Origin of the sequence: Spirosoma rhododendri, assembly GCF_012849055.1 — a bacterium.
Classification (GTDB): domain Bacteria; phylum Bacteroidota; class Bacteroidia; order Cytophagales; family Spirosomataceae; genus Spirosoma; species Spirosoma rhododendri.
Map to the genome: position 1 here is coordinate 2,113,763 of NZ_CP051677.1, position 26,088 is coordinate 2,139,850.

25 protein-coding genes and 3 pseudogenes are annotated in these 26,088 nt (G+C 54.4%); 18 read left to right on the plus strand and 10 right to left on the minus strand.

The annotated features are described in order from the left end of the window. Positions 1-73: 73 nt before the first annotated feature. The 4 genes and pseudogenes from HH216_RS08880 to HH216_RS08895 all read right to left on the minus strand — a co-directional run bounded on the left by HH216_RS08880 (position 74) and on the right by HH216_RS08895 (position 4,912). Positions 74-1,003 (minus strand): hypothetical protein, encoded by a 930-nt coding sequence (locus HH216_RS08880; protein ID WP_254448749.1) that lies wholly within the window; start codon positions 1,001-1,003, stop codon positions 74-76. Positions 1,004-1,117: 114 nt separating this feature from the next. Continuing rightward, the gene (locus HH216_RS08885; protein ID WP_169550494.1) at positions 1,118-2,362 is read right to left on the minus strand and encodes an MFS transporter; all 1,245 of its coding nucleotides are present in this window, start codon (positions 2,360-2,362) and stop codon (positions 1,118-1,120) included. Between the two features lie 178 nt (positions 2,363-2,540). Next, on the minus strand, positions 2,541-3,251 hold the full coding sequence (locus HH216_RS08890) for a hypothetical protein (protein WP_254448750.1): 711 nt from the start codon (positions 3,249-3,251) through the stop codon (positions 2,541-2,543). Between the two features lie 177 nt (positions 3,252-3,428). Beyond that, a pseudogene (locus HH216_RS08895) lies at positions 3,429-4,912 on the minus strand (cellulose synthase family protein). Positions 4,913-5,142: 230 nt separating this feature from the next. On the opposite strand from HH216_RS08895, the gene HH216_RS08900 reads away from it, so the two are divergent. The 5 genes from HH216_RS08900 (at position 5,143) to HH216_RS08920 (ending at position 9,308) form a co-directional block, all read left to right on the plus strand. Further along, positions 5,143-5,964 carry a Rossmann-like and DUF2520 domain-containing protein gene (locus tag HH216_RS08900; protein WP_169550496.1) on the plus strand — a complete coding sequence of 274 codons (822 nt, stop codon included), beginning with the start codon at positions 5,143-5,145 and terminating at the stop codon, positions 5,962-5,964. Positions 5,965-6,086: 122 nt separating this feature from the next. Further along, positions 6,087-6,524: a hypothetical protein gene (locus HH216_RS08905; protein ID WP_169550497.1), complete on the plus strand. Its 438-nt coding sequence runs from the start codon at positions 6,087-6,089 to the stop codon at positions 6,522-6,524. Positions 6,525-6,531: 7 nt separating this feature from the next. Continuing rightward, on the plus strand, positions 6,532-7,053 hold the full coding sequence (locus HH216_RS08910) for a hypothetical protein (protein WP_169550498.1): 522 nt from the start codon (positions 6,532-6,534) through the stop codon (positions 7,051-7,053). A gap of 64 nt (positions 7,054-7,117) precedes the next feature. Continuing rightward, positions 7,118-8,143 (plus strand): WD40/YVTN/BNR-like repeat-containing protein, encoded by a 1,026-nt coding sequence (locus tag HH216_RS08915; protein ID WP_169550499.1) that lies wholly within the window; start codon positions 7,118-7,120, stop codon positions 8,141-8,143. Positions 8,144-8,240: 97 nt separating this feature from the next. Then, complete coding sequence (locus HH216_RS08920) at positions 8,241-9,308, plus strand: M48 family metalloprotease (RefSeq protein ID WP_169550500.1); 1,068 nt, start codon at positions 8,241-8,243, stop codon at positions 9,306-9,308. A 105-nt stretch (positions 9,309-9,413) separates the two neighbouring features. Here the strand turns inward: HH216_RS08920 and rocD are convergent, their stop codons facing one another. Then, positions 9,414-10,661, minus strand: a complete 1,248-nt coding sequence (gene rocD / locus HH216_RS08925) for an ornithine--oxo-acid transaminase (protein ID WP_169550501.1) — start codon at positions 10,659-10,661, stop codon at positions 9,414-9,416. Between the two features lie 115 nt (positions 10,662-10,776). Here rocD and HH216_RS08930 point away from each other — a divergent pair, with 115 nt between their 5' ends. From HH216_RS08930 to HH216_RS08945, 4 genes and pseudogenes are all read left to right on the plus strand, one after another. After that, positions 10,777-10,977, plus strand: coding sequence for a DUF5522 domain-containing protein (locus tag HH216_RS08930; RefSeq protein WP_254448751.1), 201 nt, complete (start codon positions 10,777-10,779; stop codon positions 10,975-10,977). Between the two features lie 42 nt (positions 10,978-11,019). After that, positions 11,020-11,259, plus strand: a complete 240-nt coding sequence (rpmB, locus tag HH216_RS08935) for a 50S ribosomal protein L28 (RefSeq protein WP_169550502.1) — start codon at positions 11,020-11,022, stop codon at positions 11,257-11,259. Positions 11,260-11,411: 152 nt separating this feature from the next. After that, positions 11,412-12,130: pseudogene (locus HH216_RS08940) on the plus strand (RluA family pseudouridine synthase). Between the two features lie 58 nt (positions 12,131-12,188). Continuing rightward, positions 12,189-12,488, plus strand: coding sequence for a Dabb family protein (locus HH216_RS08945; protein WP_169550503.1), 300 nt, complete (start codon positions 12,189-12,191; stop codon positions 12,486-12,488). A 119-nt stretch (positions 12,489-12,607) separates the two neighbouring features. On the opposite strand, the gene HH216_RS08950 is transcribed toward HH216_RS08945, so the two are convergent. Beyond that, the gene (locus HH216_RS08950; protein WP_169550504.1) at positions 12,608-13,021 is read right to left on the minus strand and encodes an Ohr family peroxiredoxin; all 414 of its coding nucleotides are present in this window, start codon (positions 13,019-13,021) and stop codon (positions 12,608-12,610) included. 242 nt (positions 13,022-13,263) lie between these two features. On the opposite strand from HH216_RS08950, the gene HH216_RS08955 reads away from it, so the two are divergent. The 5 genes from HH216_RS08955 (at position 13,264) to HH216_RS08975 (ending at position 19,131) form a co-directional block, all read left to right on the plus strand. Continuing rightward, positions 13,264-15,057 carry a tetratricopeptide repeat protein gene (locus tag HH216_RS08955; protein WP_169550505.1) on the plus strand — a complete coding sequence of 598 codons (1,794 nt, stop codon included), beginning with the start codon at positions 13,264-13,266 and terminating at the stop codon, positions 15,055-15,057. Continuing rightward, positions 15,050-15,904, plus strand: a complete 855-nt coding sequence (locus tag HH216_RS08960; RefSeq protein ID WP_169550506.1) for a DUF4292 domain-containing protein — start codon at positions 15,050-15,052, stop codon at positions 15,902-15,904. Before HH216_RS08955 ends, HH216_RS08960 begins: the two co-directional genes overlap by 8 nt. Before the next feature lie 99 nt (positions 15,905-16,003). Then, entirely contained in the window at positions 16,004-17,356 is a 1,353-nt protein-coding gene (locus tag HH216_RS08965) for a murein hydrolase activator EnvC family protein (RefSeq protein ID WP_254448824.1), read from the plus strand. A 127-nt stretch (positions 17,357-17,483) separates the two neighbouring features. Continuing rightward, positions 17,484-18,302 carry a 3-methyl-2-oxobutanoate hydroxymethyltransferase gene (gene panB, locus HH216_RS08970; protein ID WP_169550508.1) on the plus strand — a complete coding sequence of 273 codons (819 nt, stop codon included), beginning with the start codon at positions 17,484-17,486 and terminating at the stop codon, positions 18,300-18,302. Between the two features lie 97 nt (positions 18,303-18,399). Then, the gene (locus HH216_RS08975) at positions 18,400-19,131 is read left to right on the plus strand and encodes an RluA family pseudouridine synthase (protein ID WP_169550509.1); all 732 of its coding nucleotides are present in this window, start codon (positions 18,400-18,402) and stop codon (positions 19,129-19,131) included. Between the two features lie 85 nt (positions 19,132-19,216). Here the strand turns inward: HH216_RS08975 and HH216_RS08980 are convergent, their stop codons facing one another. The 4 genes from HH216_RS08980 to HH216_RS08995 all read right to left on the minus strand — a co-directional run bounded on the left by HH216_RS08980 (position 19,217) and on the right by HH216_RS08995 (position 22,693). Beyond that, a complete protein-coding gene (locus HH216_RS08980) occupies positions 19,217-19,411 on the minus strand; it encodes a hypothetical protein (protein WP_169548913.1) in 195 nt (64 codons plus the stop codon). A 388-nt stretch (positions 19,412-19,799) separates the two neighbouring features. After that, positions 19,800-21,017: a pyridoxal phosphate-dependent aminotransferase gene (locus tag HH216_RS08985; RefSeq protein WP_169550510.1), complete on the minus strand. Its 1,218-nt coding sequence runs from the start codon at positions 21,015-21,017 to the stop codon at positions 19,800-19,802. Then, positions 20,993-21,577 carry a 2-amino-4-hydroxy-6-hydroxymethyldihydropteridine diphosphokinase gene (folK, locus tag HH216_RS08990; RefSeq protein WP_169550511.1) on the minus strand — a complete coding sequence of 195 codons (585 nt, stop codon included), beginning with the start codon at positions 21,575-21,577 and terminating at the stop codon, positions 20,993-20,995. The genes HH216_RS08985 and folK overlap by 25 nt, the downstream gene beginning before the upstream one ends. 102 nt (positions 21,578-21,679) lie before the next feature. Beyond that, entirely contained in the window at positions 21,680-22,693 is a 1,014-nt protein-coding gene (locus tag HH216_RS08995; RefSeq protein ID WP_169550512.1) for a formylglycine-generating enzyme family protein, read from the minus strand. Between the two features lie 104 nt (positions 22,694-22,797). Between HH216_RS08995 and HH216_RS09000 the strand changes: the two genes are divergently transcribed. The 4 genes and pseudogenes from HH216_RS09000 to HH216_RS09015 all read left to right on the plus strand — a co-directional run bounded on the left by HH216_RS09000 (position 22,798) and on the right by HH216_RS09015 (position 26,046). After that, a complete protein-coding gene (locus HH216_RS09000; protein WP_169550513.1) occupies positions 22,798-23,034 on the plus strand; it encodes a hypothetical protein in 237 nt (78 codons plus the stop codon). Continuing rightward, positions 23,031-23,447, plus strand: a complete 417-nt coding sequence (locus tag HH216_RS09005; protein ID WP_169550514.1) for a putative toxin-antitoxin system toxin component, PIN family — start codon at positions 23,031-23,033, stop codon at positions 23,445-23,447. The genes HH216_RS09000 and HH216_RS09005 overlap by 4 nt, the downstream gene beginning before the upstream one ends. Continuing rightward, a pseudogene (locus HH216_RS09010) lies at positions 23,444-25,323 on the plus strand (ABC-F family ATP-binding cassette domain-containing protein). Before HH216_RS09005 ends, HH216_RS09010 begins: the two are co-directional and overlap by 4 nt. Before the next feature lie 81 nt (positions 25,324-25,404). Then, the gene (locus HH216_RS09015; protein ID WP_169550515.1) at positions 25,405-26,046 is read left to right on the plus strand and encodes a DedA family protein; all 642 of its coding nucleotides are present in this window, start codon (positions 25,405-25,407) and stop codon (positions 26,044-26,046) included. Positions 26,047-26,088 lie beyond the last annotated feature (42 nt).

Here is a 26,088-nt window from a genome sequence, read left to right on the forward strand (position 1 = left end):
GTCTGTTTAACAGATCAAAAATGCCGGGCCGATATGAAGAAAGGCTTAAGATTAAATTAATTCATACGAATGCTCACCGCCGGATCGACCGGCCATCTTTCCGGCTCACTATCTCGTTGAGCAGTATGGTCAGGTCGTTGTTCATCAGCCGGATTTCGGTTTCCAGCTGCCCGAGCATGGTTGCCCGTAGCGTCAGGGACTCGGCATCGTAGCTACCGCCCGTGCCAAAATAATTGACCTCCCGGTGCGCTTTTCGGCTGTGTTTTCCGGCGGCATTCAGCGACGTAAGTTCCTCCCAGCTACTGTGCAATTCGGCCGTTACCGCTTGTTTGGCATCGATCCGGGGCTGGTTGAGATAGTACCAGACCAGGGGCGCAAACTGAGTAGATGTAGCGGGGCGTTCCCAAATGTCGCGGAGCGGATTGCGAACGTGCGGGTAGTCGATTCGGGGGGCTTTCTGACGCAGGGCCAGTACACCAAGACCGCCCTCGCCCACACCCCCGGCGATGTGTAGCCAGTCGGCTGCGGTGTGCTCTTCGTGCAGATTTAGCAGGCTGGCCCCAATGATCGCCACGGCTCCGAGCGTAATGGCACTGATCGTCATGCGCTTCTCGCGGATGTTTTCCCGGCGCGTCAGCAGCGTAGCCGTCAGTGTTGCGCGTTTCGTTTCGCAGTCGAGCAGAGCCGATGCGGTGGCAATGTCGGCACTGGCGAGTTGAAGCTGATCGCTGATGCGCTGCCGCACGGCCAGATAAGCCGTCGACGGAACCGCGCCGGTTTCCTGCGTTTCCAGATTGGTAAGCTGAACGAGCGAGGGTATTAGCCCGACGGCCTGCGCCATGTGCAGGGCTCGTGGGCCGTATCGACCCCGTAGCAGCGTTTCTTCGGCGGACCCCGCCTGAAGCGAGGCCGGGCGGAATACGTACCCGGATGTATGGCTTGAATCGACTTCGCAATGGTCCTGCGCGACCCGTTGCAGGGCTTCCAGTGAGCGGCTGCTCATACAGCTGCTTGCCAATACGGCAATTGACAGACTCAGGAAAAAAAGATGGTAGAGTGAGTAGCGGTTTGTCGCCATAAAACAGAATGCTGGTGAATTGACTAGACGAGAATACAATCAGGTTGACTTCGTACTTGTTTCGGGAACGAAGGCCCAGAGCACACCTACGGCCACAACAGCAATACCCGCCAGAATCAGAAAAGCGGTGTTGTAGCTGCTGCGTTGCACAACACTGCCCGCAAACGCATTGCTCAGCGACGAGCCCAGCCCGACAGCGGTAGCGATGGCCCCCTGCGTGGTGTTGAACAGGCCACTACCCCGCGTCAGGTCGGAGACGACCAGAATCGACAAAACGCCGAAGATGCCCGCTCCGACACCGTCCAGTATCTGAATAGCAACCAGCAGCACCGGATCGCTCGTCATGGTGTAGAGCACACCCCGGATCGGCAGTACGAGAAAGCCGATCATCAACAGCCGCTTACGACCCGATGGGGCCAGCCGCCCGGCCCAATAACTAACTGGAATCATGACAACCTGCGCCACGATGATGCAGGCCGACATATAGGCCGACGAACTGCCTGCGTCGATGCCCTTTGCCAGTCGCTGCCCCAATAGCGGTAGCATGGCGGCATTGGCGAAGTGGAACAGCACGCAGGCCAGTGCAAAAAACAGAATGGAGCGATTGCCCAGAATGGCTCGCCAGCCCGAAGGTTTGTCGGCACTCTCGCTGGCGGTGTCATCGTCGTCGCAACCGCGCGCCAGCTGATGGTCGATGTCACTTTCCTTGATGCTCCACACGGAGAGGCTGCTGCACAACGACATGCCCGCCAGCAGAACGAAAATACCCGCTGGACTCAGATAGTACCCGATTAGCCCCGCCAGCAGCGCGGCAAACACGTTGCCCGCGTGGTTGAACGTTTCGTTCCGCCCGACTCGACCGTCGAGTTTCTTCGGCCCCACAATACCCAGCGTGATAGCGGCAACGGCGGGCGTAAACCAGGCCGCAGCGACGCCCATAGCAGCCTGTCCGCCCAGAATAATGCCATACGTAGGAAAGGAAATGGTCAGCAGGGCCGCTGAGGCAATCAGCAGTGAAGCCACTACCGAAAACAACCGCTTGTACCTGGTTCGGTCGACCAGTGCTCCGGCGGGGGTTTGCGTGGCAACAGTGGCAATACCCATGACAGACATGGCAATACCGATGTCCTGTGGTGCCCAGTGCTGGGTCGTGAGCAGGTAAATGGCCAGGTACGGGCCAAGACCGTCCCGTACGTCGGCTAGAAAAAAATTGGCGGCATCGAGCGCACGTAAGCTTCCTTTACCCGGCTGTCGGGTATGGATAATGGGGGATACGTCTACCATATGTCGACGATAAGCTGAGTGATGATGGTTTTCAATACACGATTTATCACAGTGCCGGTTAGCACGCTCGCTAACCGGCACTGTGATAAACAACAAATTCGCGGTCAGGATGGATGAGGTACGCAAAACATAGTAACCGGGATTCGATCAGATGGTGACCTAATCCCGGTTACGGCGCTTAGCGAACCAGATACGATTGGCCGGCAACGGTCAACACAGAGGCCCGTACGATGTTGTGCTTCTGAAGCTGAACCTGCCCCTCACCAAGCGATTGTGCGTAGCCATCGACAGTGATCGTGCTACCCTTGGGCGCCAGCGTGGTCAGCTGACCTGCCACGTGGGGAGGGACTTTCACAATGGTCTGATCGGCCAGAATCAGCGCGTTGGCCTGACCATCGCGCCCAAGCTGATAGTCGGCTATTTTACCCGTTATGGTCTGTTGCGCTGGTGTCGCGGGTGTTTGCGGCTTTACTGGTGCTGTATCAACAAGCTGGGTTTTGCCGGCCGTCATCTTCACCAGTTGAAACGTTGTTTCGCCGGTTGGACCCGTTTTCTGGTAGCCCATAACCGTTACCTGACTGCCCGGTTTGAGCGTAGCATTAACCTGCTGCCCCAGGTGCGTCGCAAAGCGTACTGTTGTAGCCGGGCTGGCGTTGAGCGTGAAGCCGTTCAGGATACCGTCGTCGTTGGCCGTCAGCTGGTTGACGGTACCGGTCAGCGTGGTCAGTGAGGTGATCGCCTGCGGCTGCGGAGCCCCGGGGCCACCCGGTTGGTGATGGGGAGGTCGTGGACCGCCGGGTCGTGGCCCAGCACTTGCCAGCTGAATTGGCTCGCTGTTGCGTTGGTTCGCTGTTTGGGCTTGTGTGCTGGATACAGCCAGGGCGCTCATTAATAGCGCAGTCAGTGTTAATTGGGGTGTTTGCATTAGTGTAGTTGATTTAATTACATCAGCAAACGTACCCCAGCCGGTTAAGGCGGATATGAAAAAAAAATTAAGCTTTCTTCATATCCATATTTACACAACCTGGCAGCACAGGCCCGGCCAAACAGCGTGTGGCGGTGGCCATTAGGCCCCTACGGAAACCTGCCGCCGGGCCGCGTGAACAAGCGAATACACGCAGACCATGCCGAAACCAACCATCAGCATGATGTGCAGGAAAAACATGCGGAAATCGTGGACGTAGAACGCCAGTACCAGCCCGCCGAAGAAATACAGCATCAAAAGCCCTTCAACCAGTGTCAGCCAGTTGAGTTGGCGACTAACGTACTTGTTGGCATCCCAGCGATCGTGGGCCGATTTAACGTTGAACTTCGGTGTACGTACGAACGGCGTTTTGCGACCGGCATATCCTTCCAGTACGGCAATTGTATTGTGCAGCGATAAGCCCATCATCAGCGACGAATACATCGGGAAATACCAGATAATACGCGCTTTGTTTTCCCGCTCGAACAGCCAGAACGGGATACCGTAGAACGTGATCAGGATGAGCAGGTTGAACTGAAACAGGTTGATAACGTAGAAAGCCCATTCCCACTCGGGGTGCTGATTCCGGATGTAAATAAGCGGAACGCTCATGATGCCGAGCAGCAGTACCAGAATAAAGGTAGCGCTGCTGAAGAGGTGAAAGAAGGCATGCAGCTTCATCGAAAACGAAACACCGGGGGTGCGCAACACCTGTCGGAACAGCTTCCGGGCGCACTCAGCGGCCCCTTTCATCCAGCGATACTGCTGCGATTTCAGCGCGTTCATCGCAACGGGCAGTTCAGCGGGTGACCCAATATCTTCCCGATACACAAACTTCCAGCCCCGCAGCTGCGCCCGGTAGCTCAGGTCAAGGTCTTCAGTTAGCGTGTCGCTCTGCCAGCCACCGGCATCGGCAATAGCCGCCTTTCGCCAGACCCCCCGGTACCGTTGAAGTTGGCCAGATACCCAGCCTCATACCGGCCGCTTTGCTCAATCGTGAAATGTGCATTCAGGCCGAACGCCTGAAGCTGCGTCATGAGCGAGAAGTTTTCGTTGAGGTGTTCCCAGCGCGTCTGCACGATCCCGACTTTCGGATCGGCAAAATGGGGAACAGTCTTCAACAAAAAGTCGGGGTCAGGAACGAAGTCGGCGTCGAAAATGGCAACGAACTCTCCTTTTGCAAACGTTAGCCCGTAGGCCAGCGCCCCCGCTTTGAAGCCCACCCGCTCGGGTCGGCGTACATGTTCGATGGGTATGCCCTGCCGCTGGTAATGCGCAATTCGATCGGCAATAATCGATACCGTTTCGTCTGTTGAATCGTCAAGCACCTGAATTTCCAGCTTATCGACCGGGTAATTGAGTTGAGCGACTGCGTCGATTAGCCGTTCGACAACATACAATTCATTGTATACCGGCAGTTGCACCGTAACGACGGGCAACTGAGCGGTTGGTAAGAGCGTTCTGGCTTGCCGGTCGCGACGCTGTTTCGTTCGGAGGTAGCTAATTATCAAACTTAACTGGCCGCAATTGTAGAGGAAGAGCAGAAGCAGAGCCAGCCCGTATAATAGAAGTACAGCCAGTTCCATCAGGGGTGTTTTCGAGTGAGTAGATGATGTTGTACTCACATAAGAAGACGAAGCGTCAATTAGTTTAAAATCAATCGCAAATTTCGGCTGAACGGCTCACAGGCCAACGTATAGAAACTTGCGTTAGCTGCCATCGGTGCCAATCGGATTAACTGCGACGGTCGACGTTAGCAATCGACTTCCGGCGAAGCCCGGTGCCGTGGCTTTCAATAAAAAGTGTATACTTGCCTATGAACATTTCGTTTATCGGGGCCGGTAACGTGGCCTGGCATCTGGCACCCGCGCTGGAAAACGCGGGTCACCATATCAACGAAGTCTACAGCCGACAGCTACAGTCGGCCCGGCGGCTGGTCAGCAACCTGTACGACGCGGAGATCCATTCGGAACTCAACTTCGCGGGCAGTACCTCCCGATTGTTTATCCTGGCCGTGCCCGACGATGCGCTGGAATCGGTGTGTTCGCAGCTGGTGCTGCCCGAAGAAGCCATTCTTGTACACACGTCCGGCAGCTGCTCAATCGATCGGCTTCAGAGCTGGATGGCTATTTACAGCGACGTTCCCGTGCGGACGGGCGTTTTTTATCCGCTCCAGACGTTCAGTCGTGAGCAGCCACTACTGGATTTTGCGCAAATACCGCTTTGCCTGGAAGCAACCGACCCCGATACTGAGGATGAACTGGTGACGCTGGGGCAGGCCATGAGCCGGATCGTTTATCTGGTGTCGTCGTCGGAGCGGCTCCTGCTGCATCTAGCGGCCGTGCTCGCCTGTAATTTCACCAATCATCTGTTTTCGCTAGCCCGTAACCTGACGGTTTCCAACGGGTTAGAGTTTAGTCTGCTGACTCCGCTGATTCAGGAGACGGTACGGAAGGGCCTATCGGTGCCCGACCCGGCTCTGGTACAAACCGGCCCGGCCCGGCGAAACGATCAGACAACTATACAGGCCCATTTGAGCCTGCTGAACGATCAGCCACTGACGGCCGATATCTACCAGTTGATGACACGTAGTATTCAGCAACAGGTTCGGCAGCGACATACAGACGTGATTGATTAATTTAATGTCAGATTACGTACGAGCGGGTACATTTCAGCGGGAAATGGGATGATTTTTGTTGAAAGTTTTACTGACGAAAGGCACACATGCCAGCCTTGTCGACGGTTAAAACTTGGCTGAATATGAACACGATTGCACGGACAACGGTACCTCCCAAGTCTAAAACCGACAAAGCCCAGCGGATAGAGCTATATGATCGCTACGGTTCCATGGCTTATGGTATCATACTCAACATCGTTCCACAACCAGAAGTAGCTCAAAAGATACTGGTTGATCTATTTGCTACGTTGTCAATAGACGAGGAAACAAGTGCCCGCGAACGGGAAAGTACAACCATAATTCAACTCGCACGCGCAAAAGCGCTGGCAAACAGACCAAGTTCATCGGAACGCTCGCTAACTTCATTTCACCCGACGGAACGGAATTTACCGAAAGTTGTTTTTAACTTGTCGTTTTGGCACGGATGCAACTCGGAGGAGATCGCGGAACGCCTGCACATTACTACAAATGACGTCCTGCGAGCGATCCGAACTTACGTAAAATCGTTTACTACCGCTTAACTAGCTGATGGCGACAAAGTCACACCAATATCTGGAAGAAGGATTTCTGGAAGCGTACCTCGCCGGACTGACGTCGGAGCAGGAGCGGACCGAAATGAAACATTATCTGGCGGATAACTTCGACGTTCAGGACGAACTAAGCGAAATAGAAACCGATATGGAGCAGTTTTTCATGCGACACGCAGTGCCACCTCCCCCTGGTCTGCGTGATGTTGTGATGAACCGCATCAACGAAACCGAGATTCAGAAGTGGAAACCCGCTTTTGAGGAACAGAAGCAGTCGCGTAAGTCGACAACGGCCGATCGTGACGACCAGTACGTCAACGTTGAAGTCAACGATACGCACATTCAGGTGCATAAGTACTGGCGCCCGGCGTTCATTGCGGTCTTCGTGCTGTCCAAGATTTTTCTGATTTCTGGCCTGTACTATTACTTCAAAGCCGATAGTATGGAGCGCGAGTTGAATCAGCTGCGTCAGCAGAACAGCATTCAGCAAACAACGCCCGCCCGGCCGCTCAATACGCGGTAAACCCGTTTTTGACGTTATCTTTCAGCCCGCCGACAAACGCAACAAGCGTCGGCGGGCTTTTTTTATGACGAAATACCTGATTGCACTCCTCCTTTATTGTAGCATAGCTGGAGCCGCCCACGCACAGTGGCAACCACAAGCGGTGAATACCGATGCCAGTTTCCGGTCGGTCGATATGGCTGGCACCGACGTTATCTGGATCGGGGGTACCAAAGGCACGTATGTTCGTAGTGCCGATGGGGGTAAAACCTGGCAGACAGGAACAGTACCCGACGCGCAAACCTGCGATTTTCGGGATGTAAAAGCCTTCGACGCCCAAACCGCGATTCTGATGAGTGCCGGTCCCGCCGAGCAGGGGCAGGCCAGACTCTACAAAACGACCGACGGCGGCCAAACGTGGACAACGCTGTACCAGACCCAGCAAAAGGGCGTGTTTTTCGACGGCATTGCCTTCTGGGATAAAGAACACGGAATTGTCTTCAGCGACCCCATTGACGGGCGCTGGTTTATCCTGACTACGGCCGACGGTGGGCAAAGCTGGCAGCCCGTTCCGGCGGCTGCTTTACCCGCTATGACGCCCGGCGAAGCGGCTTTCGCGGCCAGCGGTACCAGCCTGACTGTGCAGGGAAAACGTAACGTCTGGATTGCATCGGGGGGCGGTACCGCAAGCCGGGTATTCCGGTCGACCGACAGGGGGCAAACGTGGTCGGTCGCGACAGCACCACTACCGTCGGGTGAAGCAACGGGTCTGTTCGGGATGCATTTCTTCAATGAAAAAAACGGCGTGGCCGTCGGTGGAAATTATAAGCAGGAGAAGCAACCCGGCCCGAACGTGGTTATCACCCGCGACGGGGGGCAGAACTGGACGCAATTGACGCCGGCTGTTCCGGCGGGGCTGAAAGAAGCCGTGGCCCTGCTACCCGGCGACCGGCTGCTGGTTGTGGGACCATCGGGCACAGGAATTTCCGCCGATCAGGGGCAAACCTGGCAGCAACTCGACACAGATGGACACCACTCGCTGGCCTGCGTAAAAGGCACCTGTTACGCCGTGGGGGCTAAGGGGAAAGTAAGCAAACAGGTCTTTAAATAAGCTATCGAAGGAGCCGCAAAACGTTGACTGGCCCGTGTACTACTCAATCACGTTCCGTCGTTATTCTGCCGTGTTGATTGATTAACCCAACCCGGTTATGTCTGTGAAAGCGATTACATTACTGTCGGCCCTGTTGCTCCCCGCGCTGGCCCATACAGTGTCGGCTCAAATTCCTGTTAAGGGCGCATTTATTTGTAATTACACGGGCAAGAGCGGGACAAACCCCGACGTAGTCTGTTCGCCAACGACAACCTCAAACGCCCACGCGCAGAAGGTGGTCGACCGCATTCTGAAGCCAATCGGGCTGATGCGGAATTTCAAGATCATTGAGTGTACCAATACGGAGAACTGCTTTGCCACGGTGATGAAGGGGCAACGGTTTATCGTATACGATGCCGCTTTCATGCAGAGCATCGAAGAAGAAACCGAAACCGACTGGTCGGCTATCAGCATCATGGCCCACGAAATCGGCCACCACTTGCAGGGCCACACCATTGACGGAACGGGCGGACAGCCGCAGAAAGAGCTGGAAGCCGACAAGTTTTCGGGCTTTGTACTGCATCAGATGGGGGCTTCGCTCGATGAGTCGCTGGTGGCGGTACGGGCACTGGGCGATGAACACGCAACGAGTACGCACCCGGCAAAACCGGCCCGGCTGGAATCTGTACGCAAAGGCTGGCTCGAAGCTGAATCGATGTACCCCAAAAACCGGTCAGCAGCCAAGCCCGCATTGGCATCGGCTCCCCGGCCCGTCACTTCCCCGGTAGCATCTGCCCCCGCTTCGACAGTGGTAAGTCCACGATCAGTAGCTGCTGCGCCTGCAAAGGCCACGGTAGGGTGTGTGTCGGGTGACTGTGAAGACGGTAAGGGAACGTTCGTCTATCCCACCCGCGAACGCTACGTTGGTGAGTTTGAAGAAAGCGACAAACACGGCGTCGGCACCGAATACTACGCCGACGGAAAAGTCAAGTACAAGGGTAATTTCAGAGACAATCTGCGTGCCGATTATGGCGTCTATTACTACCGCAACGGCGACCGCTTTGAAGGCTGGTTTCAGAAAAACATACCGAACGGAAAGGGATCGTACTACTTCGCTGACGGCGATCGCGTAACGGGTACATTCAAAAACGGGCAACCCACCGCCGACTGCGTCCTGGCGCATTAGAATATTTAACACAGAGGAACAGAGAGAAGGCACGGAGAACACAAAGGTTTTATAACTACCTCTGTGTTCTCCGTGCCTTCTCTCTGTTCCTCTGTGTTAAATATTCTAATGCGCCAGGATCGTCTTTTCGATAATGTCGCAGGCTTCGTGCATCTGTTCTTCGGTGATGGTGAGCGGGGGCGCAAACCGGATTTTATCACCGTGGGTCGGTTTTGTCAGCAGGCCGTTGTCTTTCAGACGCAGACACACTTCCCAGGCCGTTTCATCGCCCAGCCCATGCTTTTCGGCAATGACAATGGCGTTGAGTAGGCCCCGCCCGCGCACCAGCTTCACCATATCGGTTTTCTGACTCAGCGCCGTCATGCGGGCGCGGAAGACTTCGCCCATCGCCATGGCATTATCGGCCAGTTTTTCCTCGTCGATCACGCGAAGCGCGGCCATCGTAACCGCGCAAGCCAACGGATTGCCGCCAAACGTGCTGCCGTGTTCGCCGGGCTTGATCGTCAGCATCACTTCGTCGGATGTCAGCACCGCCGATACCGGCATCGTGCCACCCGATAAGGCTTTGCCCAGCACCAGCAGATCGGGCTTCACGTTTTCGTAGTCACAGGCAACGCGCTTTCCCGTCCGGCCGATGCCGGTCTGTACTTCATCGGCGATAAACAGTACGTTGTAGCGGGTGCAGAGGTCACGCACCCCACGCAGATACCCCTCGTCGGGAACGAGGACACCCGCTTCGCCCTGAATCGGCTCGACCATGAACCCGGCAATGTTGGGGTCGCTTTTGAACGCGTTTTCCAGCGCGTTGAGGTCGTTGTACGGAATAATGATATAACCCGGCAGCAGCGGTCCGAAATCGTTGGTGCTGCTGGCATCGGTCGACGACGAGATAGCCGCCAGCGTACGGCCCCAGAAGTTACCAGCGGCATAAACGGTCTTGGCCTGATCCTGCGGAATCCCTTTGACTTTGTAAGCCCACTTCCGCGTCAGCTTCAGCGCCGTTTCGCCCCCTTCGGCCCCGGAGTTCATCAGCAGCACCTTGTCGTAGCCGAAATAGTCGCACATAAACTTTTCGCATACGCCGGTCTGATCGTTGTAAAACGCCCGTGAAGTCAGCGTCAGGCGCTGCGCCTGCTTGATCATGGCCCCGATAATACGCGGGTGGCAGTGGCCCTGACTGACGGCGCTGTAAGCCGATAGAAAATCGAAGTAGCGCTTACCCTCTACATCCCACAGAAACACGCCTTCGCCCCGCGTCAGCACGACCGGAATGGGGTGGTAGTTGTGGGCACCGTAGTTCCATTCCAGTTGCATAGCCTGATCGGTGGCCGAAATCGGGAGTGTCGTTTCCATAGTATAGAAGGAAAAAAAAGTTACTGGATAAGGTGAGCAGAAGCGTAACCGGAAAGCGGTTGCAACTAAGTAAGTTACCGAACGGTTGTTTTCAAAAATACCATTATTCGGGCACATGCCCAAACAAGTTATGGCCGCACCGTCATTTCCACCCATTCCCGGTCTCGACGCCGACGATTACTACTACACGCCCGAAGGCTTTGTCGTTTTTACCGAATCGTACCACCGCAAACGAGGGCATTGTTGCCGGAGTGGATGCCGCCATTGCCCCTACGGATTCAAAAAAAAGCAGACGCGAGTTGCAGATAATGAATAAATTAGCCAAATTTGCGCCCTCATACGGAAAACGAGTACGGTAATGGCCAGAATTTGTCAAATCACAGGAAAGCGCACGCGGACGGGAAATAACGTCTCGCACGCCAATAATAAAACCAAGCGTAAGTTCTTCCCCAACCTTCAAAAGAAGCGCTTCTTCGTAGAATCGACGGGCGAGTGGGTTACGCTGCGGGTAGCTACGTCGGCTATCAAAACCATCAACAAAAACGGCCTGGAAGCAACGCTTCAGAAGGCATACGAGCGCGGTACGCTGTCGCTGTAAGCGACTGTCCCGTCATAGGCACCAAGCCTCTTCCCATTGGGAGAGGCTTTTTGTATTAGTATTCAGTTTAAGGTTTACTGGTTAACGTTCAAGGTTGCGTAGCCCGCCAAAATCAACTTTAAACCGTAAACATCAAACCTTAGACCATCCCAATGAAACTCAACTTCGAGGAGCTCATCGTTTTTGAAAACGATGATTATATCCTGATAAATAAGCCCCCCATATTGCTTCGCTCGATGAGCGGACCAACGACCGGGCGCAGAGCATTATCCGGCTGGCGAAAGCCTATCACCCCGACGCGCAACTGGGCCATCGGCTCGATAAAGAAACGTCGGGTGTGCTGGCGATTGCCAAAAACCCGGAGGCTTACCGACATCTGGCGATGCAGTTTGAACACCGCGAGGTGACCAAACGCTACCACGCCGTGACGAATGGTGTGCACGATTTCGAAGGTATATCGGTATACCTGCCCATCTCGCCAATTAAAGATGGTACGGCGGTACGGATCGACCGGGAAAAGGGTAAAGTGGCCGAAACGATATTCAACACCTTGCAGGCGTACCGCAGCACGACGCTGGTCGAGTGTATGCCCGTTACGGGGCGGATGCACCAGATTCGGGTACACCTCATGTGCCTGAAAGCGCCGATCGTCAACGACCCGACGTATGGGGGAGAGCCGGTATTCCTGTCGGATGTGAAGCGAAAGTTCAATCTGAAGCAGGGCACGGAGGAACTGCCCTTGATTCAGCGGGTTGCCCTGCACGCTCACTCACTGACCTTCGCCCTGCTCGACGGTGAAGAGCAAACATTCATCGCGCCGTACCCGAAAGATTTTGGTGTGCTGGTGAAGCAGCTGGAAAAGTTTTCGTGAGCCGTTGGTGAGTAGAACGGGCCGGTGTGCGTAGTTTCCCCAAAAAATCAGATCGCTTATGTTTGTTCATATCGTGTTTTTCTGGCTTAAAAACCCCGAAGAACAGGCCAATCACGATGCCCTCAAAGCTGGGCTTGACTCGCTCACCGGCATCGACGCCATTACGACGGTGTACATCGGCACCCCCGCCGATACCCGCCGACCTGTTATCGACCACAGCTACGATTTCAACCTGACGATGGTGTTTGCCGACAAAGCCGCGCACGATGCCTATCAGGAACACCCGCTGCACCTCGCCTTTGTCGAGAAATGCGCGCACCTCTGGGAGCGCGTTCATATTTACGACGCGGTCAGCTAGACGCGGTTGGCTAGATGCAGTCGGCCAGACGCCATTGGCTAAAAGTAAGCGAGCCGACCTCAGAAGGGTCGGCTCGCTTGTTTGTCTGCGACAGCTTCCAGCTGTCGAGCACTGCGGTGCTATACCAGCACCGTAATTTCCATATCCATATTGCCTTTGACGGCTTTCGAGTAAGGGCAAACGGCGTGGGCTGTTTCAGCGAGTTGCTGTAGCTGCTCGTGCTCCATACCGGGGGCTTTCACCACGATACGACCCGACAGAAACATATTGTTACCGTCTTTGTTGAGCGAGATGCTGACCTCAACGGCATGTTCAGGCAGGATAACTTTGCGACGCTCGGCTACCGCCATCAGTGCGCCGTTATAGCAGGCACTGTAGGCGGCCGCGAACAGCATCTCAGGGTTTGGCTTGCCACCTTCGCCATGCATTTCCGTAGGCCGGCGCAGGTCCATTTCCAGAATGCCATCCAACGACTTTACGTCGCCATCCCGACCGCCAACGCTGCTGACGGTACTAGTATATACGGTTTCCATTGTGTACTGATTTCGGTTTGAGTCGGTTGATTACCGCCCGGCAACGCACCGGGTTCCGATAGAGGTATAAACCAAAACGAGCCAGTTTGTTCTTGATTTTACCGACAAATGCCGCCCCGCCCCGGTACTGGCATTCCGCCTTTTTTTACCCTACCTTTGTCTATAGGGTCTGTTCAGCCGATACTGGCAATAGAAGCCTGATCTGGTGCGTTCTGGTAGGTATGTTTCAATTGCTCAACCGCATGAATACCGTGTTTCGTCTGTTCCCAACTAAGGCACTGAGAACCGCATTGCTGGGCTGCGGGCTGCTGTGTGCGCTGCTGGAGCCGACGACGGCACAGCGTCGGCGGGGAAACAAAGCGGACGCCGATACAATTGTGGCGCGTCATGCGCCAAACTCCACGACGGTTGCCCGCGCCGAAGCCGAGATGCAGTTTACCGACGGTATGCGGTATCTGATGACCGACGAGCCGTCGAAAGCGATCCCGCTGTTTGCCAAAATTATTCAGAAGAATCCCGCCAATGCTGCGGCTCAGTATGCAACGGCCAGCGCGTACCTGAAAAGCAACAAGGCGGCTGAAGCTACACCCTACGCGCTCAAAGCGCACAGTCTGGAACCGACAAACAAGTTTTACGCACTGCAACTCGCCGAATTATACGTTAAGCAGAAGCGTTACGGCGAAGCGGAAGATCTCTACGAAAGCATTTTGCGAACGGGCAGCGACAATGCTGAGTATGGCGTTGAACTGGCCGCTATTTATCTGTTCGACGAAAAACCCGATAAGGCACTTGCGGCATACGATCGGGTTGAGAAGGAGATTGGGCCGAACGATGAGATTATCCGTCAGAAGCAGCGAATCTACCTTAAGCAAAATAAGATCGATAAGGCGGTTGCTGAAGCCGAAAAACTGGTACAGTCGGCACCCGGTGATCCTGATTATTTACTCGAAGGAGCTGAACTGTTGATTGCCAATGACCGCGCCGAACAGGCGCTGACCTGGATCGACCGCGCCCTGAAATTAAATACCGATCTACCACAGGCACACATGCTGCTGGCCGATATCTATCGGAAAAAAGGCGATATGGCCCGCGTTAAAAAGGAACTCGATCAGGTGCTGGCGAGTCCTAATCTTGAAGCAGGAATGAAAGCCCGGATTCTGTCGGGCTATGTCGGTCTGGTCGGTGAATCGGCGAATGGGCAGCAGGAAGCGCTGGCTCTGACTGAAGAACTGGCGAAAAGTAGCCCAACGGACCCGAAGGCTCAACTGATGGTTGCCAACCAGCTGGCGCGGCAGGGGCGCAAAGCGGAGGCCCGTGACGCCTACGTCCGCGCGGCCCGGCTCGATGGGTCTACCTACGAAGTGTGGGGGGCTCTGTTGCAGCTGGATGGCGAGTTGAATCAGATCGATAGTTTGCTGAAGCACTCTGAACTGGCGCTGGAGGTATTCCCGAATCAGGGTCTGTTCTGGTATTCCAATGGGTCGGCCAACCTTGTCAAGCGCCGGTATCAGCAGGCAGTTGATGCGTTTGAGGAAAGCCAGAAGCTGCTGGCATCGACGGCAACTCCCGAATTGAAAAGCGGCCTGTACGCGCAACTCGGTGATGCATATAACGGGCTGGGCGACTTTGCCAAATCGGATGAATCGTACGAGACGGTACTAAAAAACGACCCGCTCAACGACCACGTCCTGAATAATTACAGCTACTTCCTGTCGTTGCGGAAGGCTAACTTACCCCGCGCCCGGCAACTGGCTGAAAAGCTGGTTGAACGCCACCCCAACGACGCTACTTACCTGGACACGTACGCCTGGGTGCTGTACGTGTCGAAAGATTACGCCAAAGCCCGGCAGTATCTGGAGAAGGCGGTTGCCACACCGGCTGGCGCGAGCGGTACGATCATCGAGCACTATGGCGATGTGCTGTTTCGGCTGGGCCAGTCGGCACAGGCCGTGGAGCAGTGGAAACGGGCTAAAGCGAAAGGTGGTGCTGGCGCTGGCATCGACAAAAAAATCTCCACCGGAAAATTAGATGACTAACGTTTTCACCGCGCTGTTATTACTGAGCGTGTTGATAGGCGCGGGCGGTTGCCGCCGACAGGTGCCCATAGCAACCCAGCAAACCCAGCCAGCGCCCCGCCCGACGGTCGATTCGGGTGCGGTGGCCCGGCCCGCTTCTTCGGTGTCTGGTACGGCTGATAAGTCAGTTACCAAAGCCGCCGATGCCAATGTTGCGCAGATCGATTTTATATACCTGACTACCCGATCTAAACTGTCATTTAGAAGCCCGCAGCAGGAAATCGACAATGCTACCGTCAGTATACGCGCGCAAAAGGATAGCCTGATCTGGCTGTCGGTTTCCAAACTGGGTATCGAAGGGGCGCGGGTACTCATATCGCGGGATTCGGTTCGTATCCTCGACAAAATCAACCGGCAGTATGCCGTAGCTGACTACGGTACTATCAGTCAGCAATTCCGGTTTCAACTGAATTTTGAGTTGTTGCAGGCAGTGCTGATCGGAAATCTGCCCCTGCCGAACAGCCCGGCTCAGATCGTTAGCGCCGGCGCCGATACATTGCTGCTGCGGCAAACGGATGGCGGTACACGAATTGATAATTATGTTGGAGAGCAGAATCGTAAGCTGATCCGACTCCTGCTTACGCAGCAGGCCGGTAACAACACGTTGCGGCTGGACTATCAGGATTTCACGGCGCTGAACACGTTTCTGTTCCCGTATACCAGTCATCTTTTGCTCGATTACAAAGCCGCAGCAACCGGGCAACCGGCGCAGACGCAGCTAACGATCCGGCATACCAAAGTTGAACTGGTAGGTGAAAGTCCGGGCTTTCCATTTTCGGTTCCGGCCAGCTACCAACGACGGCCGTAACGAACTTAACCGAGTAGGGTACACGTATTTATGCAAAGTCAACTCGTACGATCTGCTGCCGTGTCGGCCTGTTGCCTGCTACTCCTGCTGGTAACGCCGATGATGGCTCAACAGACACAGCGCAGCCGACAGGCACTGGAAAGAGAGAAAAAACAGAACCTGGAGAAGATGGGGCAGATTCGCTCCATCCTGACCAAAACAGCCTCGGAGAAGGAAGCCAGCCTGGGCCAGTTAAAAGCGCTCGACCAGCAGATTCAGACGCAATCGCAGCAGATTAGTTTGATGAACAAAGATCTGCGGCTTACGGAAGAAGAGATTGCTGAACTGCGGCAGGCAAGCCAGAAACTAACGAATGACCTGAGCAAACTGAAAGTCGAGTATGGGTCGATGATCTACACCGCCGACCGGCGTCGGCAGCAGGTTAATCCGCTGGGTTTTCTGTTTGCTTCCGACAATTTCAACCAATTGGTTGCCCGGTATCGCTACTTAGGCCAGTATTCCGACGCCCGACGGAGTCAGGTGCGCCAGATGAACGTTATCCAGGGCGACCTGACGGATAAGGAACGGGCCACCCAGCGCAAACGGAAGCAGCAAAAAGGAACGTTGCAGGATAAAGTTGGCGAATCGAAGAAGCTGGAAACGCTGAAGCAGGAGAAAAATCAGGTCGTTGAGCAACTAAGCAAAAAGGAGGTTGAACTTCGGACTGAACTGGCCGAAAGCCGACGGGCCATCGGGCAGCTGGAAACGCTGATCACGCGGCTGATCGCTCGGGAAGCGAAAGAGCGGGCCGAGCGCGAAGCCCGCGAACGGGCGGCCCGACTCGCCCGCGAACGACTTGCCCGGCAGGAAGCGGCTCGCCGGGCGGCTGAACGCAAACGAGCGGAAGAACAGGTAGCTGCGGCCGAAAAAGCCGGTAAGCAGCCGGACCCCGAAGCGGTTGCCAAAGTCGAACGACCCGCTGAACCCGAACCGGAAGCCCCTGCTCCCACACCCGACGAACGGCGAAACACTAGCCTTAACAACGAAGAAACGGCCCTGGCATCGTCGTTTACTGCGTCTCGGGCGCGCTTGCCGTGGCCCGTGTCGAAAGGCTTTGTCTCCGACCATTTTGGGCGCCGGGCCCACGCGTTGCTAAAAGGAATTTACGTCGAAAATCAGGGTGTTACCATTCAAACTACCGCAGGGGAAAGCGTTCGGTCGGTGTACGACGGTATCGTGCAGGACGTGACCAATATTCCCGGCATGAACAACGTAGTCGCGATTCAGCACGGTACGTATTTTACCGTTTATGCCAAACTTCGTAGCGTGCAGGTGCGGGCCGGGCAGCGTGTGAAAGCCCGCGAATCCATCGGTACCGTGGCAACCGACAAGAATGGGGTGTCGGAAATGCAGTTTCAGATCTGGAAAGAGTTCACCAAACTGAACCCCGAATCCTGGCTTTCCCCTCGATAAAAGTTGGATAGTTGGATGGTTGAATAGTTGTAAAGTTGCTGGTGCGTTAGCCCATTCGGCCGGTAGCCAACTTTACGACTCTTCAACTCTATAACTTTACAACTATTCAACTCTACAACTCAAAAAAATGTCTGTTCATAATCCCGATATAAAGCGCGTTACAACGCACACCATTCAGGAACTCAAGAATAAGGGTGAGAAAATCTCGGCATTAACGGCCTACGATTATTCGATGGCGCGGGCCGTCGATGCGGCCGGTGTCGAAGTCATTCTGGTAGGCGATTCAGCGTCGAACGTTATGGCGGGCCACGAGACTACGCTGCCCATTACGCTCGATCAGATGATCTACCACGCCAGTTCGGTTGTGCGGGCGGTAAAGCGGGCACTGGTCGTCGTCGACCTGCCGTTTGGGTCGTATCAGGGTAATTCGGTGGAAGCGCTGCGGTCGGCTATTCGGATTATGAAAGAGTCGGGCGCCCATGCAATCAAGCTGGAGGGCGGGCATGAGATTCGCGAATCGATTGTTCGGATACTCAGTGCGGGCGTACCGGTCATGGGGCACCTGGGCCTGACGCCACAGTCAATTTATAAGTTTGGCACGTATGCCGTGCGGGCCCGTGAAGAAGCCGAAGCCGCCAAGCTAATGACTGACGCAAAAATGCTGGAGGACATTGGCTGCTTCGGCGTCGTACTCGAAAAAATCCCGGCGGCATTGACCAAACAGGTTTCTCAGACGCTACACATCCCGACGATCGGTATCGGTGCCGGGCCCGACGCCGATGGGCAGATTCTGGTTATCCACGATATGCTGGGTATCAACAACGAATTCAAACCACGCTTTCTGCGACAGTATGCCGACCTGCATTCGATTATGAAACAGGCCATTACGCATTATGTGGACGACGTGAAAAGTAAGGACTTCCCGAACGAGAAAGAAGCCTACTGAGTTAGAGAAGAAGGAAAAAAGAAAGATGTGGGAAGCAGATAGTCGTCACCGACCGTTCTTTTGGCTCACATCTTTCCTCTTTCTTTTACAAAGAGCAATGAGAAAGAAACCATATCAGGTTGTCTACGAAGACAACCATCTGCTGATCGTCAACAAAGATCCCGGTATACTGGTGCAGGGCGACCGCACCGGCGATACGACCTTGCTGACGGTACTGAAAGATTACGTTAAGGAGAAGTATGAGAAGCCGGGCGAGGTATTTCTGGGCCTGGTTCATCGGCTCGATCGACCCGTTAGTGGGCTGGTTGTATTCGCCCGTACGTCGAAGGCGCTGGAGCGAATGAACGAGATTTTTCGCAAGCGGCAGGTGCAGAAAACGTACTGGGCTGTTGTGCGGCAAAAGCCCCCGCAGGATGCGGATAAGCTGGTCAACTGGCTGGTGAAAGACGAGCAGAAAAATCAGGTAACGGTGTACGACTACGAAGTGCCTGGTTCGCAGAAAGCCGAACTGTCGTACCGGCTGCTGGGGCGTATTAACGAACATTACTTGCTGGAAGTAAACCCGATTACAGGTCGACCCCACCAGATCCGGTCGCAACTGGCGCATATGGGCTGCCCAATCCGGGGCGATGTTAAGTACGGGTACGATCGGGCTGTAGCCGATAAGAAAATCTACCTGCACGCCCGCCGACTCTATTTTGTCCATCCGGTGAAAAAGGAGCCGATCCTGTGCAAAGCGGGGTTACCGAACGATCCGTTCTGGGAAGAGTTTCTCGAACTGGATGACGAGAATTACAAGGACAAAAACCTGGATCGTATTTACGAATAGGTACGTACCGGCCGTTAAAAGCGAAGCGGTCACAGCCCGATTAACTGTATCGGGCTGTGACCGCTTCGCTTTTGGTATATAAACCTTAGTATGTCTGGTTTTCGAATGAATGCTGCGTACGTTCTTCGGTCGGCGCTGTAATGTCAGCCAGCATCTGATTTACAACGCGTTCCCCCATTTGCACTGCTCCACGCAGAGCACCATATACGATGCACAACGGAAGGATGATGGGCATGAAGAAAACCCATTGAAAAATCATGTGCAGTTTTACATTTTTCATGGTTTTGGTCGGTCTAAGTTAGGTACTTGTTAAGTTAACGGATTTGCCTCTTTTATCAAAAAATAACGCCCTCCCGCTAAACATAATTACCGTATTAATTAAATCTAAACTTCTTAATGTCCAAAACATGGGGTCATTGAAAAAAGTTTAGTTAACCAGCGGTAAGATGGTATAATATTGGTGCAAGAAGGGCTGCGGTATACTATTTCACTAGCAAAAAAAGCACCAATCATATGTTTTCACCAATTAATATTCGGTGAAAGAATTACGTAACCTATTCGTTGACAAGTATATACAGTATACTCTATAGATGAAAACGTATAAATGCGAAAAAGCGACCGGGCGACGTTAATTTTGTCACCCGGTCGCTTTTTCGCTTTAACTGGTATTAGCTCAACGTCGCAACGGCGTCCTTTATACGTTGAACCGCTTCTGCCAGCGATTCATCCGAGGCTGCGGTCGAGATGCGCAGGCAGTTAGGCGCTCCAAAGCCCGAACCCGCTACCGTCGAAACGTAGGCCGTGTTTAGCAGCCACGACGCGAAATCGTCGGAGTTGTTGATTGCCGTCGTGCCGTCTGACTTGCCGTAGTAATAGCTGATATCGGGGAAGGCGTAGAACGCACCCTCGGGCACGTTGACCCGGAAATGCGGCACCTCTTTCAGCAGTTTCACCACCAGGTCGCGCCGACGCTGATAGGCTTTCGTCATTTCCATACTGGCATCCAACGGACCGCTGATCGCGGCAACGGCGGCTTTCTGTGCAATCGAGTTGGTACCCGACGTGATCTGTCCCTGGAGTTTCTCCACGCCATCGGCAATCCACTTGGCCGCGCCGATGTAACCAATGCGCCAGCCGGTCATGGCATAGCCCTTAGCCACGCCATTAACGGTGATCACGCGATCGGCAATCTCAGGGATCGAGCCGATGCTGAAGTGGCCTTCGGGTGTGAAGTTGATGTATTCATAGATTTCGTCGGCCAGTACGTACACGTTCTCGTGCTTGGCAACCACGTCGGCAATGGCCCGCAGTTCGGCTTCCGAATAGATCGAGCCGGTCGGGTTATTGGGCGATGCGTACATCACGATCCGGGTGCGGTCGGTGATGGCGGCTTCAAACTGCTCGGGTGTTACTTTAAAGTTGTTGTCAAACGCTCCGTCGACGACCACTGCTTTACCTTCGGCCAGCTTCACCATTTCGGAATAGCTAACCCAGTAGGGCGAAAAAATAACGACTTCATCGCCGGGGTTAATCAGCACCTGAATGACGTTGGCCAGCGAGTGCTTGGCACCCGTCGAGACGACGATGTTTTCGGGTTTCCAGTCGATATTATTGTCACGCTTGAATTTATCAGCGATGGCTTTGCGCAGGTCGGGATAGCCAGCTACGGGCGAGTAGCCGTGGAAGCCGTCGTCGATGGCTTTCTTGGCGGCTTCGCAGATGTGGGCGGGGGTTTTGAAATCAGGCTCGCCGACGCTCAGGCTAATTACTTTGTGGCCCTGAGCGGCTAATTCGCGGGCTTTTTTGGTCATCGCCAGCGTGGACGATTCTTCCAGCGCATTGATGCGGTCGGCTAACAGACTCACGGTGTCGAGCGTGGCAGACATAATCGGGGGTGATTTTTAGGAAATTGATAACAAACTGAGCACAAAGGTACTACGTTTTCAGTGTGGGGGATATTTATTGGGGAATTAAAAATAGTTACTGTTCCCATATCAACGCAGTCACTCAACAGTTCAAGCGTTGTCCGGTTAAAAACAGGGTGCACCGCGTCGGGGGCGATTTCTGCCAGTGGTACAAGCGTAAATCGTCGCTGATGCAGCAACGGGTGGGGGAGCGTCAGCGTGGGCGACTGCCAGATAAGCTGCCCGTAATAGAGCAGATCGATGTCGATGGTGCGGGCGCCCCAGTGCTCGTGCCGCACGCGCCCCAGTTCGTGCTCGATCGCCTGTGTTTTCACCAGCGCGGCTTCCGGTTCCAGCGCCGTATCGACAGCCAGCACCTGATTCAGAAAGGCGGGCTGATCGGTAACGCCCCACGGTGCTGTCTCGTACAGGCTCGACTGCACCACCACCCGCCCGACCCGCTCTCCGATGAGCGATACCGCCCGCGCCAGTGTACCCACGCGATCACCGAGATTCGCACCGAGGAGGAAAAAAGTTATCAATGATTGAGTGATTGAGTGATTGAGTGATTGAGTGATTGAGTGATTGGGCGGGATGCGCTACCCTATTCAATCCTTCTATCATTCAATCACTCAATCATTGTGTCAGTAATCCTTTATCGGCTTGATATCGTAGTAAGCGCGGATGTCGGCTTCGGGTGGGGTCTTGGCCGGACGGACAATGCGGAAGCCGCAGAACGATGCAGACGTCATCCACCAGTCGGATTTAGGGCTTTGCGGGTCGATGATTTTCCAGGCCGGGGCCGATTGGGTGCGGGCGGCTGAACGCAGCACTTCCGGGTCATCGTCCCACGACCCACCCCGCACCGAGTTGGGATATAGCGTCGTAGTGGGTGCGTACGGCTCATTGACTTTCCCGTCGGCCACTTGCTTGTAATAGTCAGCGATGTACTGATCCTGCGTCCACTCCATGACGTTGCCATGCATATCGTACAGACCAAACGAGTTCGGCTTTTTGGTCCCGACTTTCTTGTACGAGCCGTTGCTGTTGCCTTTGAAGACCGCGTATTCGCCCAGTTTGCTGACATCATTCCCGAATGAGTACGCCAGTGTAGCATTTTTGTCGTTGCCCCGGCAGGCGTATTCCCACTCGGCTTCGGTTGGCAACCGGTAGAAAACGCCGGTTTTGGCGTAAAGCCACGCGCAAAACTTGATAGCCGCGTATTGGGTCATGTTGATGGCCGGGTAACCTGAACGGCCCATGCCAAACGACATGTCGACGTAGGGTGGACTTGGCCGGACCGTGGCATCTGTTTTTGTCAGGTTAGCGTCAGTCGTGGTGTATTTGGCCGCCATTTCCTTTTCCATATTGGTAAAGGCAAACAGATCGTACAAGTCCCACGTCACTTCGTACTTACCCATCCAGAACGGCTCAATCGTTACGCTGTGCGCCGGACTTTCGTCGGGCTGATGCCCTTTCTGATCGGGGGTGCTGCCCATCAAACCTTTACCACCCGGTACAGCGACCATCGCGTAAGTCTGGTTACTGCCCGGAATAGCTTGGGTGTAGGATGTAAAGCTGGAGGTTGTCTGTGTCCAGCCTACTTTGCCGGTCAGTATCAATGTGATGCAGACAGTCAGAAGAAATCGATAAGTCATGAGTCAACGTTGTTTCCTGACAAAGGCAAAAGTAGGAACGATTTCCTTTGTTGTACCTTTGTATTTGTATCGGTTCTGAAACGCGACGACTAGTCTGACAGGATATGGAAACGAATCAACCTACCCGGCTCAATGCGATGCAGCAATACATGCTGAGGCTGTTTGAGCGTGAATTACCGGCTTCTCAGGAAGCTGAAATAAAACAGTTGCTGGCCAGTTATTTTTCACGTCTGGTTGATGATGAAATCGATGCACTTGTCAGCGAACGGGGTATTACAGCAGAGCAACTTGAAAAAGACGCAGCTGTGCACCGGCGTACGCCTTACAATCCGAAGCGATGAGAGTCGTGATCGATACAAATGCGTTGTTAGTCAGTATTCCGAAAGTATCGATGAGTCGATGGCTGTTTGACGCTGTACTCGATGGGACGTTGGAAATGGTTGTGTCAACCGAGATACTTCAGGAGTACGAAGAAATTATCGGGTCGTTCTGGGGGTCAGCCAGGCTGGCCGAGAACATTATTAACACGTTGGTAAACTTGCAAAACCTGATACGGGCGGAGCCTCATTACTTCTGGTACCTAATTGAAAATGACCCGGACGATAACAAGTTTGTCGATTGTGCCATTGCAGGCAACGCAGATTACATCATTACCGAAGATCGACATTTCAACGCTCTTGCTACGATAAATTTCCCCAAAGTACGAGCCGTGACCAGGCAGCAGTTTGCTGTACTGTTTAATGAAAAACAATGAATTACCTATCAGCCGAAAATCTGACTAAAACATACGGCGACCGGACGCTCTTCCGTAACCTGACATTCGGGATCAACCGGGGGGATAAAGTCGCTATCGTGGGGGCCAACGGATCGGGCAAAACGACGTTGCTGACGATACTGGCCGGGGCCGCGCCACCGGATGCGGGTATCGTTAGCCACCGCAAAGACATTACGATTGGCTACCTTGATCAGCAGCCTGACCTCAACGACGCCATGACCGTGATGGAAGTGGTGCTGGCGGGCGAAAGCGCCCAACTCGATGCGGTGCGGGCTTATGAACACGCACTAACGTCGGGCGATCATTCGGCTCTCGAACGCGCTATGGTCGACATGGAGAAGCTGGAAGCCTGGGACTACGAAGCGCAGATCCGGCAGATTCTGGGCGAACTGGGCATTCAGGACGTCGAGCAGCGCGTCGGGTCGCTGTCGGGTGGGCAGCGGAAACGGGTCGCTTTGGCGCGGGTGCTGATTCAGAACCCCGATCTGATTATTCTCGACGAGCCGACCAACCACCTTGATCTGGAAGCCATCGAATACCTCGAAAACTTCCTGAACACCAACAACGGTACGCTGCTGATGGTGTCGCACGACCGGTACTTTCTGGACCGGGTCTGTAATCAGATTGCCGAAATGGACGGGGGCAGTTGTACACATACAAAGGCAACTACGCGTATTTTCTGGAGAAGAAAGATGAGCGCGAACAGGCGGCTGCGTCGGAACTGGCGAAAGACCGCAACACCTTCCGGCGCGAACTGGAGTGGATGCGTCGGCAACCCAAAGCGCGGGGCACGAAGGCGCAGTATCGTGTCGACGCGTTTGAAGATCTGAAAGAAAAAACGAGTGGTAAACGCAGCGACGGCGAACTCGACCTGAACCTGCGGATGACCCGGCTGGGTACGAAAATTCTGGAAGTTGAAAACCTGAGCAAACGCTTCGGCGAAAAAGTGCTGCTCGACCATTTCACCTATACCTTCAAGCGGTTCGACCGGGTGGGACTGATCGGGAAAAACGGCATGGGCAAAACCACGCTGATGAATATGCTCACCGGTCAGCTACGCCCCGATTCGGGAAAAATCACGACCGGTGGCACCGTGAAGTTCGGCTATTACACACAGTCGGAACTTGATCTGCCGGAGAATCAGCGGGTGATTGACGTGGTGCAGGACGTGGCGGAGGTGATGAAGCTGGCCAACGGCGACACCGTTACGGCTACGCAACTGCTAAGCCGGTTTCTGTTCGACCGCTCGAAGCAGTACGACTACGTGGCGAAACTAAGCGGGGGCGAAAAACGGCGGTTGCAACTGCTCTTGGTATTAGTGCAGAACCCCAACTTTCTGATTCTGGACGAGCCAACCAACGACCTCGACATCACGACGCTGAACGTGCTGGAAGACTTTTTGCTCAGCTTTACAGGCTGCGTCATGATCGTCACCCACGACCGTTACTTCATGGACCGGCTTGTCGAGCATGTGTTTGTGCTGGAGGGCGAAGGCAAAGTGCGCGACTATCCTGGCAACTATACCGACTACCGCGAGTGGCGCGACACGCAGAAGCGGACGGCTGAACCCGCCAAGCCAAGTGCGCCAAAAAATCAGCCGGTGGTACCGACCCCCGCACCCACAACCAATGGGTCGGCGGGCAAGCGAAAGCTGTCGTTCAAGGAGCAGAAAGAATACGAGACGCTGGAAAAAGAAATCGATTCGCTGGAGCAGCGCAAAGCTGAGGTTGTCGACCTGCTCAACAGCGGTGGGCACCACGAGCAGCTAACGGCCTGGGCCCGCGAAATAGAAACCATCGACCAAACCGTCGCCGAAAAATCAGACCGCTGGCTGGAGCTGGCGGAGTATGTTTAATGAGTGAAAGAGCGAAAGAGTGAAAGAGCGGATGATGCGCCAATCACTCTTTCGCTCTTTCGCTCTTTCACTCTTTGACCCATGTCTCAGATCGTTGATTTTTTTCAGTACCTGCTTAACTCGGAGGAGATCATTCGGACGGGTGGGCTGATTGTAATTACGCTGATCGTTTACATTGAAAACGGCATCTTCTTCGGCTTCTTCCTACCGGGTGATTATCTGCTGTTTCTGTCGGGGGTGTTTGCCGGTACGAAGCTGCTAAACGTGCCGCTGTGGCTGCTGCTGCTTTGTATTTTTTCGGCTGCCGTGCTGGGTTCACTTACGGGTTATCTGACGGGCTATTACTTCGGAGGACGGCTTCAGAACCGGCCGGATTCGCTGTTTTTCAAGCAGAAATACATTCAAAATACCCGCGATGCGTTCGAGAAATACGGGAGCAGCGCGCTGATCGTCGCCCGGTTTCTGCCCATCGTCCGCACATTTGCGCCCATCTTATCCGGGCTGATTCACATGCGGTTCCAACTGTTTATGCTGTACAACGTAATCGGTGGGGCCGTGTGGGTAGTTGTGCTGGTTGGCGGTGGTTTCTTCTTCGGCGAACGCTTCCCCTGGATCGTCGACTACGTGCAGTGGATCATCGTATTCTTCCTCGCCGTAACCACATTTACCGTCGTCAAAGGCTACCTAAACGCCCGGAAGGAAGGCCGGACAGGGGAGGTATAGATGCGGTTTTCGGGGTGGTGTACAGTTTTCGATCTGCTACGC

Excerpts from the sequence above, each read along its gene's own strand:
- HH216_RS08880 (WP_254448749.1), bottom strand. The coding sequence starts at position 1,003 with ATGAGCAGCCGCTCACTGGAAGCCCTGCAACGGGTCGCGCAGGACCAT.
- HH216_RS08885 (WP_169550494.1), bottom strand. The coding sequence starts at position 2,362 with ATGGTAGACGTATCCCCCATTATCCATACCCGACAGCCGGGTAAAGGA.
- HH216_RS08890 (WP_254448750.1), bottom strand. The coding sequence starts at position 3,251 with ATGAGCGCCCTGGCTGTATCCAGCACACAAGCCCAAACAGCGAACCAA.
- HH216_RS08900 (WP_169550496.1), top strand. The coding sequence starts at position 5,143 with ATGAACATTTCGTTTATCGGGGCCGGTAACGTGGCCTGGCATCTGGCA.
- HH216_RS08905 (WP_169550497.1), top strand. The coding sequence starts at position 6,087 with ATGAACACGATTGCACGGACAACGGTACCTCCCAAGTCTAAAACCGAC.
- HH216_RS08910 (WP_169550498.1), top strand. The coding sequence starts at position 6,532 with ATGGCGACAAAGTCACACCAATATCTGGAAGAAGGATTTCTGGAAGCG.
- HH216_RS08915 (WP_169550499.1), top strand. The coding sequence starts at position 7,118 with ATGACGAAATACCTGATTGCACTCCTCCTTTATTGTAGCATAGCTGGA.
- HH216_RS08920 (WP_169550500.1), top strand. The coding sequence starts at position 8,241 with ATGTCTGTGAAAGCGATTACATTACTGTCGGCCCTGTTGCTCCCCGCG.
- rocD (WP_169550501.1), bottom strand. The coding sequence starts at position 10,661 with ATGGAAACGACACTCCCGATTTCGGCCACCGATCAGGCTATGCAACTG.
- HH216_RS08930 (WP_254448751.1), top strand. The coding sequence starts at position 10,777 with ATGCCCAAACAAGTTATGGCCGCACCGTCATTTCCACCCATTCCCGGT.
- rpmB (WP_169550502.1), top strand. The coding sequence starts at position 11,020 with ATGGCCAGAATTTGTCAAATCACAGGAAAGCGCACGCGGACGGGAAAT.
- HH216_RS08945 (WP_169550503.1), top strand. The coding sequence starts at position 12,189 with ATGTTTGTTCATATCGTGTTTTTCTGGCTTAAAAACCCCGAAGAACAG.
- HH216_RS08950 (WP_169550504.1), bottom strand. The coding sequence starts at position 13,021 with ATGGAAACCGTATATACTAGTACCGTCAGCAGCGTTGGCGGTCGGGAT.
- HH216_RS08955 (WP_169550505.1), top strand. The coding sequence starts at position 13,264 with ATGAATACCGTGTTTCGTCTGTTCCCAACTAAGGCACTGAGAACCGCA.
- HH216_RS08960 (WP_169550506.1), top strand. The coding sequence starts at position 15,050 with ATGACTAACGTTTTCACCGCGCTGTTATTACTGAGCGTGTTGATAGGC.
- HH216_RS08965 (WP_254448824.1), top strand. The coding sequence starts at position 16,004 with ATGATGGCTCAACAGACACAGCGCAGCCGACAGGCACTGGAAAGAGAG.
- panB (WP_169550508.1), top strand. The coding sequence starts at position 17,484 with ATGTCTGTTCATAATCCCGATATAAAGCGCGTTACAACGCACACCATT.
- HH216_RS08975 (WP_169550509.1), top strand. The coding sequence starts at position 18,400 with ATGAGAAAGAAACCATATCAGGTTGTCTACGAAGACAACCATCTGCTG.
- HH216_RS08980 (WP_169548913.1), bottom strand. The coding sequence starts at position 19,411 with ATGAAAAATGTAAAACTGCACATGATTTTTCAATGGGTTTTCTTCATG.
- HH216_RS08985 (WP_169550510.1), bottom strand. The coding sequence starts at position 21,017 with ATGTCTGCCACGCTCGACACCGTGAGTCTGTTAGCCGACCGCATCAAT.
- HH216_RS08995 (WP_169550512.1), bottom strand. The coding sequence starts at position 22,693 with ATGACTTATCGATTTCTTCTGACTGTCTGCATCACATTGATACTGACC.
- HH216_RS09000 (WP_169550513.1), top strand. The coding sequence starts at position 22,798 with ATGGAAACGAATCAACCTACCCGGCTCAATGCGATGCAGCAATACATG.
- HH216_RS09005 (WP_169550514.1), top strand. The coding sequence starts at position 23,031 with ATGAGAGTCGTGATCGATACAAATGCGTTGTTAGTCAGTATTCCGAAA.
- HH216_RS09015 (WP_169550515.1), top strand. The coding sequence starts at position 25,405 with ATGTCTCAGATCGTTGATTTTTTTCAGTACCTGCTTAACTCGGAGGAG.